This is a genomic window from Pseudoalteromonas sp. NFXS39 (assembly GCF_040148775.1).
In the GTDB taxonomy this organism is placed as follows: domain Bacteria; phylum Pseudomonadota; class Gammaproteobacteria; order Enterobacterales; family Alteromonadaceae; genus Pseudoalteromonas; species Pseudoalteromonas apostichopi.
Genome location: NZ_JAGDEC010000003.1, coordinates 325,257 through 340,420, shown reverse-complemented (window position 1 = coordinate 340,420; position 15,164 = coordinate 325,257). Strand labels below are relative to the sequence as shown.

The 15,164-nt window shown below is 40.7% G+C and carries 17 protein-coding genes; 12 read left to right on the top strand and 5 right to left on the bottom strand.

The window, feature by feature from the left end; translation table 11 throughout:
- Window positions 1-25: 25 nt before the first annotated feature.
- The 3 genes from J3455_RS07710 to queG all read left to right on the top strand — a co-directional run bounded on the left by J3455_RS07710 (window position 26) and on the right by queG (window position 1,892).
- Entirely contained in the window at window positions 26-439 is a 414-nt protein-coding gene (locus J3455_RS07710) for a hypothetical protein (protein ID WP_349561469.1), read from the top strand.
- A gap of 3 nt (window positions 440-442) precedes the next feature.
- Window positions 443-688 carry a hypothetical protein gene (locus tag J3455_RS07705; RefSeq protein ID WP_349561467.1) on the top strand — a complete coding sequence of 82 codons (246 nt, stop codon included), beginning with the start codon at window positions 443-445 and terminating at the stop codon, window positions 686-688.
- Window positions 689-758: 70 nt separating this feature from the next.
- A complete protein-coding gene (gene queG / locus J3455_RS07700) occupies window positions 759-1,892 on the top strand; it encodes a tRNA epoxyqueuosine(34) reductase QueG (RefSeq protein WP_349561538.1) in 1,134 nt (377 codons plus the stop codon).
- A 14-nt stretch (window positions 1,893-1,906) separates the two neighbouring features.
- On the opposite strand, the gene J3455_RS07695 is transcribed toward queG, so the two are convergent.
- The 3 genes from J3455_RS07695 to J3455_RS07685 all read right to left on the bottom strand — a co-directional run bounded on the left by J3455_RS07695 (window position 1,907) and on the right by J3455_RS07685 (window position 5,637).
- Window positions 1,907-3,034 (bottom strand): response regulator, encoded by a 1,128-nt coding sequence (locus J3455_RS07695; protein ID WP_178927420.1) that lies wholly within the window; start codon window positions 3,032-3,034, stop codon window positions 1,907-1,909.
- Between the two features lie 19 nt (window positions 3,035-3,053).
- On the bottom strand, window positions 3,054-5,003 hold the full coding sequence (locus tag J3455_RS07690; RefSeq protein WP_167658688.1) for a hybrid sensor histidine kinase/response regulator: 1,950 nt from the start codon (window positions 5,001-5,003) through the stop codon (window positions 3,054-3,056).
- A 142-nt stretch (window positions 5,004-5,145) separates the two neighbouring features.
- Window positions 5,146-5,637 carry a GNAT family N-acetyltransferase gene (locus J3455_RS07685; protein WP_167658671.1) on the bottom strand — a complete coding sequence of 164 codons (492 nt, stop codon included), beginning with the start codon at window positions 5,635-5,637 and terminating at the stop codon, window positions 5,146-5,148.
- A gap of 75 nt (window positions 5,638-5,712) precedes the next feature.
- Between J3455_RS07685 and J3455_RS07680 the strand changes: the two genes are divergently transcribed.
- The 6 genes from J3455_RS07680 (at window position 5,713) to J3455_RS07655 (ending at window position 11,388) form a co-directional block, all read left to right on the top strand.
- The gene (locus J3455_RS07680; protein WP_130050563.1) at window positions 5,713-6,288 is read left to right on the top strand and encodes a glutathione peroxidase; all 576 of its coding nucleotides are present in this window, start codon (window positions 5,713-5,715) and stop codon (window positions 6,286-6,288) included.
- A gap of 72 nt (window positions 6,289-6,360) precedes the next feature.
- Entirely contained in the window at window positions 6,361-6,642 is a 282-nt protein-coding gene (locus J3455_RS07675; RefSeq protein WP_054552716.1) for a peptidylprolyl isomerase, read from the top strand.
- 60 nt (window positions 6,643-6,702) lie between these two features.
- The gene (locus J3455_RS07670; protein WP_130050562.1) at window positions 6,703-7,281 is read left to right on the top strand and encodes a glutathione S-transferase family protein; all 579 of its coding nucleotides are present in this window, start codon (window positions 6,703-6,705) and stop codon (window positions 7,279-7,281) included.
- Window positions 7,282-7,298: 17 nt separating this feature from the next.
- Window positions 7,299-7,649, top strand: coding sequence for a DUF2750 domain-containing protein (locus J3455_RS07665; protein WP_054552718.1), 351 nt, complete (start codon window positions 7,299-7,301; stop codon window positions 7,647-7,649).
- 378 nt (window positions 7,650-8,027) lie between these two features.
- On the top strand, window positions 8,028-8,705 hold the full coding sequence (locus tag J3455_RS07660; RefSeq protein WP_130050561.1) for a site-specific integrase: 678 nt from the start codon (window positions 8,028-8,030) through the stop codon (window positions 8,703-8,705).
- A gap of 112 nt (window positions 8,706-8,817) precedes the next feature.
- Complete coding sequence (locus J3455_RS07655) at window positions 8,818-11,388, top strand: M1 family metallopeptidase (protein WP_349561466.1); 2,571 nt, start codon at window positions 8,818-8,820, stop codon at window positions 11,386-11,388.
- A gap of 39 nt (window positions 11,389-11,427) precedes the next feature.
- On the opposite strand, the gene J3455_RS07650 is transcribed toward J3455_RS07655, so the two are convergent.
- Window positions 11,428-11,793: a hypothetical protein gene (locus tag J3455_RS07650; protein WP_130050559.1), complete on the bottom strand. Its 366-nt coding sequence runs from the start codon at window positions 11,791-11,793 to the stop codon at window positions 11,428-11,430.
- A gap of 65 nt (window positions 11,794-11,858) precedes the next feature.
- Entirely contained in the window at window positions 11,859-12,728 is an 870-nt protein-coding gene (locus J3455_RS07645; RefSeq protein ID WP_349561465.1) for a hypothetical protein, read from the bottom strand.
- 230 nt (window positions 12,729-12,958) lie between these two features.
- On the opposite strand from J3455_RS07645, the gene J3455_RS07640 reads away from it, so the two are divergent.
- Genes J3455_RS07640 through yjjG form a run of 3 tightly spaced genes read left to right on the top strand, consistent with a single transcriptional unit; the run spans window position 12,959 to window position 15,133 of the window.
- A complete protein-coding gene (locus tag J3455_RS07640; protein ID WP_054561042.1) occupies window positions 12,959-13,858 on the top strand; it encodes a phosphoribulokinase in 900 nt (299 codons plus the stop codon).
- Between the two features lie 49 nt (window positions 13,859-13,907).
- Window positions 13,908-14,447: an inosine/xanthosine triphosphatase gene (yjjX, locus tag J3455_RS07635; RefSeq protein ID WP_130050557.1), complete on the top strand. Its 540-nt coding sequence runs from the start codon at window positions 13,908-13,910 to the stop codon at window positions 14,445-14,447.
- 11 nt (window positions 14,448-14,458) lie between these two features.
- Entirely contained in the window at window positions 14,459-15,133 is a 675-nt protein-coding gene (gene yjjG, locus J3455_RS07630; protein WP_349561464.1) for a pyrimidine 5'-nucleotidase, read from the top strand.
- Window positions 15,134-15,164: the final 31 nt, after the last annotated feature.

The following is a 15,164-nucleotide window of genomic DNA, read 5'->3' as shown; positions in this document are numbered from 1 at the left end:
AAGAAAACATAAAAAGGGAATTTAAATGAAAAATGTTTTCTTTGCAGTGCTCACGCTATGCACGCTTTTTATTACTTATAAAGTTGTTAACCTGCTTGAGGATAACACTATATACAGTGTTTCGGCTGTAGTAACAGCAGAAGAAACCACATCCCTTGCTACTGAATCATCAACAGTTCAAGCAAAAATAAACCCGCATTCAACACAAGAAACAGACTCACTAAGTTCTAACGATGCTTTTGCCAACACAGAAACCTCTATCAATGCACTAAGCTCATTTGATGAACTCGTAACAGACAAAGAAAGCGGTCAAAAAGTGTTTAATACACAGCCATTAAATGAAATGGGATTTGCACAAATTCAAGATTATGTTGCTGAATTAGCAAATGGCTTAACTGATGCCAACAAAGCGCAAATTAGAGAGTTGGTTTACGATTAAGCAATGAAATATCAGGAACAGCACGCAAACATTAATGTTTATGATATGCAGTGTTCAAATCAACTATGCGGCATTATCCTGCAAAGTAATAATACAGATGCCATTAGTCAGAGCCTAGATGATTTGATCAGCAACAACACTTTGAGACAAAACAGTAAAGGTGGATTATCGCGTGCTTTTACTGAAAACGACGTCGAGTACGGATTACTAATCGCTGTTATTACTGACGATAGAATTACCCTGCAATAAGTGATTATTGTTCAGGGCCTACCTCAAACTATGTTAAAGTAGCCGCTTCTTGGCTACTTTTTTATTGACCGTGACAACACCCGCTATTGATTATGAACAACTCGCACTGCAAATAAAGCAATGGGGTAAAGACCTTGGCTTTGCAGAAGTCGGGATCACTGATATTGACCTAACTAAGCACGAAGCTCAGCTACAACGCTGGTTAGATTTAGGCTATCACGGTGAGATGGAATACATGGCAGCCCATGGTATGAAGCGAGCGCGCCCTGCAGAGCTGGTCCCTGGCACGCAGCGAGTCATCTCAGTAAAAATGAACTACCTGCCGCCTGATGCGAGTTTTGCTAAAAACCTTAAACAAACCGACAAAGCGTACATCAGTCGCTATGCATTAGGTCGTGATTATCACAAGTTAATTCGTAACCGTTTGAAAAAGTTAGGCCAGCAAATAGAGCAGCAAGTTGGCCAGCTCGGTTTTCGTCCTTTTGTTGACTCTGCCCCTGTACTTGAAAGGCAACTGGCCGAAAAAGCAGGCTTAGGTTGGCGTGGAAAACATAGTTTATTAATCAATAAAGAAGCGGGATCTTGGTTTTTTTTAGGTGAGCTGTTTGTTGATATACCGCTGCCTATTGATGAAGAAAATAGTTTTGAAGGTTGCGGTAAATGTGTTGCCTGTATGACACTGTGCCCAACTGGTGCAATTGTCGAGCCTTATGTAGTTGATGCCCGTAAATGTATCTCTTATCTTACTATTGAGTTGCAAGGCGCTATTCCAGAAGAGTATCGCCCACTATTAGGTAATCGCGTCTATGGCTGTGATGACTGCCAGTTAGTGTGCCCATGGAATCGCTATGGTCAGCTCACCGATGAAGCTGACTTTCACCCAAGAAAGCAGCTTAAAGATCAAGACTTACTGACTTTATTTGCATGGGATGAAGCAACCTTTCTTAAAAATACCGAAGGCAGCCCTATTCGCCGGATTGGCCACGAGCGTTGGTTAAGAAATCTGGCAGTAGGACTGGGTAACGCTGATTACCACGAGCAAATAATCGAGGCTTTAGAGCAAAGATTAACAACAGCCACGCCTTTAGTCGCAGAGCATATCGAGTGGGCACTTGCTCAACAAAAAAATAAGCTCCAGTTAAAGCTTCGTAAAACTGCGCGCTTAATTCGTATTGTTGAAAAAGGTCTGCCAAGAGATGCTTGATAGCTAGCTTTACTCTATCGTTTTAATAATTGCGATAGGTCATTCTCAATCTCTTTAAAAGCCGCTTTTACGCCTTTAACCGACTCTTCACGGGCCACTGAGTTTTGAATGGTTTCGTCGACCTTTTGGTAGATAAACACCTCCTGATCTTCATCTAAGCCCATAGTCGGTATACGTTGCTCTAAATCTTCTTGAAGCTGCTTAAAAATCGCTTCGTTATTGATACGGTTTTCGTTTAAAAGCTCAATCAAGCCCGTAAATTTACTATGCACCTTACTCACGGCATCATTCAATTGTTGTTGCTGCTCAAGGAGCTCTTTTTTTGTAATAATCGCTTTAAGCTGCTGCTCAGTAACACTCACTAAAAAGCAAATATGATCTCGAATTCGACCGTGTTTATCTGGATCTTGCTCCGGCATGTTCAAGATAAGCAAACTAATCATTTCATAGTTAACTAAAATCCGATTTGAGAACTCATGCAAACGCCCTTTACTTTTCAGCATTTCAAACAGCTCGATCACAATTGGCGAACACACACCCGACACCGAAAAATGTAATATTTCATTATGTAACCGAAACTCAACGTTACTTTGCAACTCAAATGCGCTTAGGCAATTTAAAAAGGCTCTACCGAGTTCTTGTTCATTATCAATCGAGCCTATATGCTCTATATAGTTAACAATTTGACCCATTTCGCTGCTATTTGCCATAGCATTAAATGCAGTTGAAGTCGCATCTTCAACTTGCTGTTCTAGCGATTCTTTTTCAATCAGCACTTGATTTAAATGCTGTAGCTTAAGCTTGAGCTCATTATGGCTAAATGGCTTCACAATGTAGTCTTCTGCTCCGACGGAGTAGCCTTCCATGCGCTCCTCAACAGTGCCTCTGGCTGAGACAAACATCACAATAATTTTTTGCGTATTGGGGTTTTCTTTCAGCTTACGGCATACGTCATAACCACTCATTTGTGGCATACTCACATCAAGTAAAATCACTTGTGGGTCGAACTTCTCTACGACTTCTAAACATTCAGGGCCGCTATTAACCATTTTCAACTCAAATTCAAGATCCTCTAAGATCTCTTCAATTATCTCTAAATTAAATGGTTCATCATCTACCGCTAAAATACGTTTCAAGGCCATAATTATCTCTTCCCTTTTATTAATTGATCGATATAGATTGCTGCTCGTTTGCCAAGTGTTGCGGCAAGTCTATTTCTAAGGGTAACCGCACCAAAATAGTGGCGCCCCCGTACTCATTGTTACTTGCCGAAATAGTGCCTTGATGTAAGGCTACAAATTCACGACAAATAGCTAATCCAAGCCCGGTGCCTCCCGCACCACTGTTGGTTTTACTGCTTTGCTCAAACTTAGCAAAAATCTTTTCGAGCTCTTGTTCAGGAATACCTATTCCTCGGTCAATAACAGCGATTTCGGCCATCTGCTCATTGACCGCTAAACTAATATCAATTTCACTATTCGGTTCACTAAATTTCAGTGCATTACCTATCAAGTTACGCATAATTTGGTTCACTTGTTCTTCGTCGCAATCAAGCACAATACCTTGTTCAAAACCTATCGGCCGAATTGCTATATTTCTTTCAAGGGCTGTGCCTGACACATCATCAATACTAGTTTTTATAATATTGCTTAAGTTATGCTTTTGCGGATTGAACGGGAATTTCCCGACATCAAGTTTCGATAGATCGAGCAAGTTATTTAGAAGCGACAATAATCGCTCACCACTTTGCTCAATTCTCGATAGGTATTTGTTTAACTTGTCTTTACTTAAATCATCGTTGGCAACCTTATCAAGCCCAAACCGAGCAAAGCTTAAAATAGAATGCATCGGTGTTCTTAGCTCATGAGACATATTAGCCAAAAACTCAGATTTACTATGGCTTGCTGCTTCTGCCACATTTTTAGCATGCTCTAGCTGTGCGGTACGTGCTTTAACCTCTTCTTCAAGTAAGTCTTTAGCTTCAACGAGTAAATCTTCTTTCTCTTTAAGGTGCGTTACATTTTTAAAGATCACCGCTAATGCTATTTCACCATGATGATCAATTTCGTTAAACGAGCCAACTAAAGGCACCTCGCTGCCGTTTTTCTTGAGTAGTCGCAAGTCACAACTAAACTGACGGTTCTTATTTAAAGTCGCGATCTTATCTTTAATTCGCTCAGTTGAAGCAACATCAAAAAACTCAAATACCGAGCAATTCTCAAACTCTTTTAACGGTTTTTCAAAAAGCTGCTCACAGGCGTCGTTAGTTTCTATAACCTTACCACCGCGTTCAAATAAAATAATGGCATCTGGGGTATGTTTAAAAATGACCCGAAGTAAACTGTCTTTTTCAATGAGTGCATCAACGGTATTTTGCAAACGCTCAACTAATTCAGTGTTGTGGCGTCTTAATAATTCGGTTTGCCAAAGTTTATGTACTGATTGCAATAAACTATTATCATCAACCGGCTTAATAAGAACATCTTCCACCCCTTGGCGAATAGCCGCTACCATTGAGACTTGGTCAGGCTTTGAGGTATAAAGCAAGCAACGACTATTTGGCTGATGTGTTTTGAGCTTATTAAAGAGCTCAAGGCCTGTACCATTAGGAAAAGTAAAATCGCTGATGAGTAAATCAATATTGTGCTCTTTAAAAACATCCAGAGCTGATGCTGTGTTATCTGCGGTGTAAGTTTTAATATGTGCCCCTTTTAGATTTAGGGCAACTTGAGCCAAACGTTCTGCGCTATGGTCAACAAGAAGTACTGTAGGAAGTTGAAGAATATTGTTACTTTCTAACTCAAGCACCCCCTCTAATAAAGAGCTAATTTCTTTATTTGCAAAAAAGGGGTAAATCACCACAGCATTAGGTAACAAGCGATTTACTTCACTAAAATGTTCAAGTAAATCACTACGCTGCGCTTTAGGCGCTAACAGCAAGAAGTGCTCTTGTGAGAATACCCCCATTAGCGTTTTAATAACTGTGGTTGGCACACCATGAGACGCAGCCACAAGATCAAAGTCTTGCTCTAAAACAGCATCATCGACCATTGCAAAATGTAATAGCTCAACCCTACAACCAATGAGCTCAAGTAGAACCTTGACCCGCATTGCTAAAACACTATTGCTATCAACAATTAAAATTCTTCGCACAGTAGACTAGACTCGCTTAATAATAAATACCTATTTTAGCGTAGCCTAAAATCGCAATGGGTCACAATTTGTACCGCATTTTTTATTAGCTTTTAACGAATTAACTGTCTAAACGCTTACCTAAAATTGTCAGGCTGTATGCTTTATTATCCATAATCGCAATCTCAGGAAGTTCTCCCCAGACCTTGTAATTAAAACGATTAAACAGATTTATGCTTGGTAGATTATGACTAAAAATAAAGGCCAACAAAACCTTAATGCCGAGCGTTTTTGCATGGTGTTCTGAAAATGTAAGCAATTGTTTTCCAAGCCCCTGCCCTTGAGCTTGTTGTGTGATATAAATGCTAATTTCAACAGTACCATCATAGGCTGGGCGGCCATAAAAAGACTTATAGCTTAACCAAGCGAGCACTTTACCTTGTTGCTCAAAAACAAAGATCGGTCTTTTTTCTGTGTGACTTTCAAACCAAGCTTGTTTGTCTGCAACCGATACCTCTTCTGTATCTGCGGTTACCATACGCCCAGGAATGGTCTCGTTATAAATAGCGACTATGTCAGTTAAATCGTTTTGTGTTGCTTTTCGAATCGTCATAAATAGCTGAAATTAAATGATCACTTTGCCGCATATTAGCGTATATTCAACACAAATAACTAGCGGGAAATAACTATGTATAAATATGCCTTGTTACTTGCAGCAGGCCTAATAACAACAAACCTTGCAGCACAAACCACTGAAGCCGCAGAAGCGCCTAAAGCAAGCAGCCAATGTGATGATTTCACCAATGTTACGATGAGGAAATTGCGTTCGAAAGAGTCTATTAATTTTTGCGAATTCAAAAACAAACCACTTTTAATCGTCAATACCGCAAGTAATTGTGGCTTTACAGGTCAATTTGAAGGCTTAGAAGCTCTCCATAAGGAATACAAAGACCAGGGCTTAGTTGTATTGGGTTTTCCATCTGATGACTTTTTCCAAGAAGAAGACGATGAAAAAGACACTGCAAAAGTATGTTTCATCAATTATGGGGTGACTTTTAATATGTTGGCTACCAGTGCCGTTCGCGGAAGTGATGCAAACCCCATATTCAAACATTTAAACGAAGTTACAAGCTCACCTAACTGGAACTTTTACAAATACTTAGTGTCTGCAGATCGTAAGACAGTGCAGCGCTTTAACAGTAAAACCAAGCCACAATCGCAGACTTTACGCGATGCAATTGAAGCTGAGCTGACTGCAAAATAAATTTAATTTTTCGTTCGGTAAATATTGAACTAAACTAGTAATTTAATACTAAAACACACATTAGGAGATGTTATGGCAGTAGCCAGTGCAAGACACATTCTCGTAGACAGTGAAGCTCACTGTTTAGATTTAAAACAGCAAATTGAGCAAGGAGCTGACTTTGCAGAACTTGCTCGTGCTCATTCTAATTGCCCATCAGGTCAAGATGGCGGTGCATTAGGTGAGTTTGGCCCTGGCATGATGGTTCCTGAATTCGACAAAGTCGTATTCTCTGCACCAATTAACCAAGTACAAGGTCCAGTGCAAACCCAGTTTGGTTATCACCTTCTCGAAGTAACAAGCCGTACTGACTAATTTACAAATTGATTTCAAAAAGCCGCTTCACAGCGGCTTTTTTTTGCAAAGGATACCATCATGCAATTACTAGGCTCGACCACATCACCTTTTGTGCGCCGTATTCGAATTTGGGCGGCACTTAATAACCTACCTATTGATTTTATTAATTTGGATATTTTCTCTGAGCAAGACAGACAAACCATGATTGCCCACAACCCTGCCAGAAAAATTCCTGTATTAATCGACCATGATTTTACCTTATGTGATTCCAACTCAATTATTCGCTACTTGCTCGAGAAAGCTGATCAGCCGTTACTTAGCTGGCAGCAAGAGAACTATTTAACCATTATCAATGCCTGCAATGATTCACTGGTAGAAATTTTACTTTGTCAGCGTTCAGGGTTTGATACCAACAGCGACAAACTATTTTTTAATTTACAGAATGAACGAATTGTTGAAACATTAGCCTATTTAAATAGTCATTTATCAGAGCCAGTATTTAAAAGCTGTGAATACCTCAACATCAGTTTATACTGCTTGCTAGATTGGATCCGCTTCCGTGAATTAACTGATTTTAGCCAACTAAAAAACTTAGTTGATTTTTATCATAAATTCGCCGATAAAGCGGCGGTACAACAAACAGATCCACGAATATAAAGATAAGGGTTACGCAAATGAGCGATATCGAAATTGAATCAGAATTAGTTAGCTTTGTAGAAAAAGTTCGTTTGAACGAATCTATGTGGGCACTGGGTGCCGAAGATGGTGGTTTTGTTGTCTGTGAATCAAACCAATTTAGCGACACAGATGTGCTATTACTTTGGGGCACTGAAGATGCTGCAAAAGCACAATGTAAAGACGAGTGGCAAGACTATACGCCCGTTGAAATTGGCCTAGACGAATTTCTTGATGAGTGGGTTGAAGACCTTAACGAAGATGATGCACTTGTGGGTTTAAACTGGAACGATGATCAAGTTTGCGTTGAAATCGAACCGGTTGGCCTAGCTAAAGCGCTTTGTGATTAATAGCAATCCTTAGTCTTACAACGACACTGCTACTTTTATAGCAGTGTCGTTAAGCTGGAAACTTGATACTTATACCCAAACCTCCTCAAGATGCAGAATTCAGCGTTTCACAGGTGCTTAATATCAAGGCGTTACTTTGCAACAATGGCAGTCCCTTTTAAAAAGTAACAACGATGAGAGTAAGTGCCTGTGAAGCGCCCGAAGGGTTGGTTTAAAAGCGATTTATACTGCGTTATTGATTTTAACAATAGAACCACTATTACTTGCAATCAATGCCTTGCCTAAATCGCTTTTAATTCCAACTGAAACTCGCATCTTGAGGAGGTTTGGGTATATCAGGTATACTCTTCGACACATCTTTATTATCAAGGTATTAGGTTGAAGTCCCATCTTGGCCGTAGGCCCTTTTCGGCTATGGAATTACATACCCTATATAATGGTTACATTTACGGTGATCAGCGTTTGGTGCGTGAACAAGCTAAGCACTGGCACTTTTGGCTTCCTTTATTTGCCTACTACACCGGTGCATACAGTGATGAAATTGGCCATTTAACCCTTGATAATATTGTCACCCTAGATGGTGTCCGCTGCTTTGATTTTCATACTCATGGCAAGATAAAGCCCCGCTATGTGCCTATCCACAATGCATTACTCGATGCAGGACTTAACCAATACTTAAGCTATTTAAGCGAACAAAACCAGCAACGGCTGATGTTTGATTTACCTGCTAAATCAGGTCGCTATAGCGAAAAAGTGCGTATTTGGTTTTCTGGTGAAGGTGAACGCGCTGGTTATTTACAAAAATGCGCTATTCCCAGTGTTGATCAACAAGGTATGAAAACTGCGATTAGTAGCTTACGACTTAACTTTGAACAACAAGTTCGCATTCACGCACTGCAAGCCAACTGTAAAGACGCCTTTAACTACTTACTTGGTTTTAAAGATTACAATGAGCAACGCTTTATTGATATGCAGTTATTAAATACCGTGCTACAAAATGTGCGACAAATAAACCCACAACTGCATTGGCAACGTTTCATCGACCGCCATAATTAGCTGACAAACTTTGTTACTAACTATTTATTACTGTTCAAATTAAAACCTGATAGCATGGTGATTCGCCCCTCATAGCAGGTGCCTTTCTAACAACAAAAAATCAGGGATACTTATGTTCTTAAAAAGCCTATTAACGGTGAGTGTTGCACTTGCTGTTAGCTCTGCCCATGCCAATGAATATGTTATCGAAAAGCTTGCCAAGCCTAGTTCACAACAAGTAGCACTTACGCTTGATCCTGCAAAGGACAATTTTTCTGGTCATACCGAAATTGCCCTAGAAGTTCTAAAAGCGACAAATTATATCGAATTAAACGGTATTGATTATGCCGTTAGCATGGCAAAAATTTTAGGTGCAGAAAACTGTGACCTAAGCGCTGAAATGCTAAAAACAGGTAAAGTTAAATTTTCTTGTGATGAAAAAATTCAACCTGGGAAATACACATTAAAAGTTGATTTTACAGCACCTTACAACCGTCAAAGTGTTGGTTTATATAAAACTCTAGATCAAGGTACGCCTTATCTTTTCACACAATTTGAAATGAGTGATGCTCGTCGCGCATTCCCTGTTTTTGATGAGCCAAGTTATAAAATTCCATTTCAACTAACAATCACTGCGCCAACATCACAAAAAGTGTATGCCAATACACCGGTATTAAAAACCAAAGTTGATGGCGATATGACAACGCACTTTTTCGACAAAACACCACCGATTCCTTCTTACTTAGTAGCAATGGCTGTCGGCCCATTTGAAGAGCTCGAAATTAAAGGCATGCCAATTCCTGGCCGTGTTCTGACTCCACAAGGTAAAATTCATCTTGCTGACTACGCAAAAGAAAATATGCCTCGAGTGTTAAAAGCACTGGAAGATTATTTTGGCATTCCTTACGTTTACAAAAAACTAGACTCAGTGGCAGTGCCAGAATTCCCATTTGGCGCGATGGAAAATGCTGGTCTAGTTACTTACCGTGAAGACATTTTACTGGTAGATCTAGCAACAGCAACGCGCAGTAAAAAAGAGCGTAATGTATCAATCATTGCCCATGAATTAGCGCACCAATGGTACGGTAACCTAGTTACCATGAAATGGTGGAATGACTTATGGTTAAACGAAGCGTTCGCAAGCTGGATGGCAGCGAAGATCACTGCGCAAATCAACCCAGAGTTTGAATCACACTTAGACTTACCACAAAATTATGTAATGGCATTAGACGCGCGTTTAAGTACTAAGCCTATTCGTAAGCCCATCAAAACCGAAGCAGATATCATGGATGGCTTAGGCCTTGCTTACAGTAAAGGCAGCGCGGTGTTATCTATGGTTGAAAACTGGATAGGCGAAGAGGCATTCCAACAGGGTATTCGTGCTTATTTGAAGAAATTCTCTTATAAAAATGCAGAAGCAGCCGATCTTTGGCAAGCATTAGGCGAAGCGTCTAATAAAGATGTAGCAAGTGTTCTGAAATCGTTTATCGAACAATCATCTTTCCCTCTTATTAAAGTAACGCAAGATGGTAAGAAAATTAATATCAGCCAAAGCCGCTTTGTAAATGCTGGCGTTGATGCACCTGCACAGCTTTGGAATGTTCCGGTTTCTATTAAGTATGGTGCGGGCGACAAAGTTAAAACCGCAAGTGTACTGCTGAATAAAGAAACACAGCAACTGACTCTCGACTTTGAACCTGAGTGGATTTACCCAGATCAAGGGGCTATGGGTTATTACCGTTGGGTGTTAAATGACTCACAGTTTAATGCTCTATTAGAGAATGCTGCTGACAAGCTAACGGTGCGTGAGCGCTTAGCGCTACTTTCTGCAGTTGATTCATTACTTGATGCAGGTGTTATCTCTGCGGCTCACTTAATGCAAACTTTAGAAGCTTTTGTGAGTGATGCTCACCCATTAGTGGCAAACACAGCATTAGGTTACCTTGCTGCTCAAAAACGCGTATTCGAAGACGACAGCAACCGTGACCTATGGCCTAAGTTTATCCGTAACAGCATTGCACCTGCGGCGAAGCAGTATGGCTTAACAGCAAAAGTAGGTGAAGACGCTGCGGTATCGCAATTACGTGCGCAAGTTATTGCCCGTTTAGGTTTTGATGGCCAAGATCAAAAAGTGATTGATACAGCAAAAGCGCAAGCGGCGTTGTACTTAAGCAACCCTGAAAATGTTGACCCATATTTAGCATCAACTTACTTAAACCTTGCGGCTTACCATGGTGATGCCAAGTTACTTGAAAAGTACAAGCAAACCTTTAAAACCACCAAAGATCCTCAAGTGCGTACTAAGATGCTGGCAGCGATGGGTTACTTTGGTAAACCTGAGTTACAAAAAGCGGTTCTAGAGTACAGCTTAACAGATAACGTAACAGCCTCTGATATGCGTACGTTATTAGGTGGGTTAGGCTATGGTAAAGAGCGTGAAGCACTGTTTATTGAGTGGATTTACAACAATTACGATGCGATCACTAAGAACTTACCGCCGTTCTTTGTTCCAAACTTACCATTCTTCACAACCGCAAGCTGCGATGCGAAAAGCCTAGAGAAAACCAAAACCTTCTTCAACGATAAAATCACTGAAGTACCAGGTTATGCTCGCTCTCTTAGTAAGCTTGAAGAAAGCGTCAATGATTGTATTGCACTGAAAAACCGTGAGCTAAACTCGGTGAATAGCTTCCTTAAACGCTAATTAAAGCAAATACGAAAAGGGCCACAATGTGGCCCTTTTCTATTGCGCTAAAATAGCAGTTAACTTAGTTATAAATTGCTCAGCCGCTTCAGGTGAGGTGACTTTAAATGCAATACCATAATGAATGGGCTGTGCACTTTTATAAATGCGCGTCGGAAAACGGGTCATTTCACTACTGTGAAAGTAGTCTTTGATACGCGTAATGCCCTCTATTGACTCGAAATCAGCACTGAATACTTCAAAAATAGGTCTAATAACGATTTTTGCTTGGCCACTTTGCTCATGAACATAAAATGCCTCTTTTGAGCTAGCTGGCATAAATTCGTTAATATTCTTAATTTTAAAATTACTGCGGCAGCCCGCTTTTACCAGCTGTACACTCACTTGCTCGGCAGAAAAAGACAAAGGCGTTCCTTACATATAACGTGGATAGTTTAGCCACAGTACAGCAATCAGGCTGAAACCGTTACTCATTTATTACATACAAATGCCAGCTTGCTCTGTTTGTAATTTAAACGCGAGATTGAACCTTCACAAAAGCGTCTTAAATCGAGCCACTGTGATACTACTTCAGGCTCTGTCAAACTGCGCTTATGAACTCGGTTATTAACCGCATAGGCTACAGTGTCTTTGTCAATTAAAGCAAAGTCTTGCACCGACTTCGGTAATCTAAATAAGTCATTAACTTCCTCAGTTTGCGGCGCAAAGCGTGCAACCCAATGCTGGTTGTTTTTGTTATAACTAAACAAATAACTGTTTGTGTGTTCATCAAAAATTAAAGTACGGCCAATATCACCGGCAATGACACGCGGTTTAGCAGCTGCAACACGAGTGTATTGCAACGTATGCGGCTCACCTAAGATGAACATGATCAGGTCTTCATCAGCGCCCCAAGCGTGGTAGCCAACCGGCTCAATCCATTCAAAAACTCGGCTAGCAACAGATTCTTCTGCTAATGGATACTGCCATAACTTTTGCTTGCCATCTGCTTCGACCACGATTGCCGACAAGGCTTGCTGATTTGGCATCAGCGTAGGCGAGTATTCACTGACAGGCGTGTTGGTGATATTCACGCTGCTCTTAGATGTAAAGTTATAAAACGCAATATCGGTTTGTGACTGGCCATTTTCGTCAACAACCTCATGGGTATAGTAAAGCCCTGTATCAACTAAAAATGGTTGATTATTATAAGCTTTATCATCTGTTACTCGCGACACCTGCATACCATATGGGGTGTCTAAATCAGCGAGTAATATTTCGCTTTTAGGCATCGCTGCATGTGCGTGACTAGTTAAAAATGTCCCTGCTGCGACGAAAAGTAAAGACGAAATCAATTTCATGTTGTTCTCTCGTTTTAATTTTTATCAGCCCATGATAGCGTTAATTAATCCGCCAGTCACTTGACCTTACCATGCTCGACCTTTATAACTAGGACGTGTTCGTTTTTTATCAGTTTCTACTGATTGATTTTATGCACGATAATACCAATCGAGCTAAGTAACTGACCATTTAACACGCTAGAATGGTTAACAATTTAAGCCGACTGGTATCAACAATAACGAGAATAATTATGTCAGCTAAACACCCTATCATCGCTATTACCGGTTCATCTGGGGCGGGGACTACCACAACCACCAATGCGATTAAGCACATTTTTAGAAGCTTAAGCATTGATGCAGCCTTCATCGAAGGCGATAGCTTTCATCGTTATACACGTCCAGAAATGGATAAAAAAGTCCGTGAAGCACAGCAAGAAGGCAAGCATATTAGCTACTTTGGCCGAGAAGCTAACGATTTTGGCGCCCTTGAGGAGCTTTTTTACCAATATGGCGAAACCGGACAAGGTAAAATCAGACGCTACTTACATACTTTCGACGAAGCGGTTCCTTATAACCAACTACCGGGCACCTTTACCCCTTGGCAAGATTTAGAATCAAATACAGATATCTTATTCTATGAAGGTCTACATGGTGGTGCTGTCGATGAAAATCATGATGTTGCTAAGCATGTTGATTTATTGATTGGCATGGTGCCTATTATTAACCTTGAGTGGATCCAAAAGCTCATTCGCGACACCTCTGAACGAGGCCACTCTCGTGAAGCGGTAATGGGCTCTATTGTGCGTTCAATGGACGACTACATAAACCATATTACTCCGCAGTTTTCGCGTACTCATATTAACTTCCAGCGAGTGCCTACCGTTGATACCTCAAACCCATTCAGCGCAAAAGATATTCCTTCTTTAGATGAAAGCTTTGTTGTTATCCGCTTTCGCGGCATAGATGACGTGGATTTTCCCTACTACTTGAGCATGATTGAAGGCAGTTTTATGTCTCGTATTAATACGCTTGTGGTGCCTGGAGGCAAAATGGGCTTAGCAATGGAGCTCGTTTTAACGCCGTTAATTAAAGATATTATTTTGAAAAAGCGCGCACTTGAAAATTTAGCCCCGGTTGACTTGCCGATTTAACTCACTCGGGTACACTGCTGACTCTGTCGAAAATAATGGAGTCGTCGGCTTGAAACAAACATTACGTGTTATTGTCGGTTCAAAGAACCCTGTTAAAATTAACGCAGCTAAACATGTCTTTAGTCTTTACTTTCCAAACCATACGATTGAATGCCTAGGCGAACATGCGCCTTCTGGTGTTCCAGATCAGCCGCTAGGCGAAGACGAAACCCGTATTGGCGCTGAAAACCGTGTTAAATATTGCCAAAACCACTTTGATGCCGACTTTTATGCAGCAATGGAAGGTGGCGCAGAACAATTTAGTTATGGCGCAGCAACCTTTGCCTTTGTGGTGATTGCAAACACGCAACAATTTAGCGTTGGTCGCAGTAGTAACCTGCCGTTACCGCAACCTTTTTACGATGCCTTGCTAGCTGGTAAAGAACTAGGTGATGTCATGGATGATGCATTCAATACCGTTAATATTAAACAACAAGGTGGCGCTATTGGCTTACTAACCAATCACCTTGCTACGCGTGAAAGCACTTATGTACAAGCGCTGACACTGGCAATGGCGCCATTTTTACACCCTACTCTATTCAATCAGTAATTAGGATAACCATGAAGTATAGCCACGTATTATTCGATGCCGATGAAACGCTATTTAGCTTTAATGCATTTGAAGGTTTAAAAGTGATGTTCGCTAATTACGGCGTAGAATTTACTGATTCAGATTATCATCATTACCAAGCAACCAATAAGCCGCTTTGGGTTGCTTATCAAAAGCACGAAATTACTGCTAGTGAGCTGCAGATAACTCGCTTTACAGAATGGGCGAATAAACTCGATGTGCCAGCAAAAGCACTGAACGATGGCTTCTTAGACGCTATGGCTTCTATTTGTGTGCCACTACCCGGTGCCATTGAATTACTAACAAAATTAAAACCACACGCCAAGCTAGGCATCATTACCAATGGGTTTGCTAAGTTACAACAAAAACGCCTAGAGCACACTGGTCTACAGGATATGTTCGATTGGCTTGTTATTTCAGAATTAGTCGGTAAAGCAAAGCCTGCCCCAGAAATTTTTCAACATACATTTCAACTCATGGGTAATCCGCCAAAAGAGCAGATTTTAATGGTTGGTGATACCGCCGCCAGCGATATTTTAGGCGGACACAATGTCGGTATCGACACTTGCTGGTTGCAACATCCTGGGGTTGAGTTACCAGAAGATATTAAACCAACCTATCAAATCAATCAGTTGGTCGAGCTTGAAGCGATTCTTGGCTTATAGTTCTAGATAAATGATTGGCAAAAAAAATGAC